The 515-nt window shown below is 75.9% G+C and carries 1 protein-coding gene; it reads right to left on the bottom strand.

The genetic code is table 11. The annotated features are described in order from the left end of the window. A partial coding sequence (locus B1205_RS32170; RefSeq protein WP_254910134.1) for an SDR family NAD(P)-dependent oxidoreductase occupies positions 1 to 515 on the bottom strand: 515 nt, incomplete at both ends.

The raw sequence follows: 515 nt of genomic DNA, 5'->3' as shown, positions 1-515 counted from the left end.
GGCTGATCGCGGACACCACACCGTCGTCCAACACACCGGCGGTGTGCACCACCCCCGCCAACCGGCCCTCGACGCCGCCGACCAGCCGCGCCACCTGACCCCGGTCGGTCACGTCGCAGGCCACCACCGACGCCGACGCGCCGAGCCCGGTCAGACGCTCGACGAGCACGTCCGCGCCGGGCGCGGCCGGACCCTGCCGCGACACCAGCACCAGCGACCGCACCCCGTGCGCGGTCACCAGATGCTCCGCCACCAACGCACCCAACGACCCGGTCCCACCGGTCACCAGCACCGTGCCGTCACCAACACCACCCGGCGCCACCGGGTCGCCGGCCGCGGCGACAGCGCCGGCCGTCGGGGACACGGCGGCGCCGGTCGACGGGAGCGCCGCGCGCACCAGACGCGGCGTCCACACCAGAGCGTCGCGCACCGCCACCTGCCCGCCGGTAGCCGGCAGGTCCGCCAGCACACCCGCCAACACCGACAACACCTCGGCGTCGACATCCCGGTCCAGA

This window comes from Micromonospora sp. NBS 11-29, assembly GCF_002140155.1.
Classification (GTDB): Bacteria; Actinomycetota; Actinomycetes; order Mycobacteriales; family Micromonosporaceae; genus Micromonospora.
The sequence above is the reverse complement of the archived record's forward strand: the minus strand, read 5'-3'. Positions and strand labels throughout refer to the sequence as shown.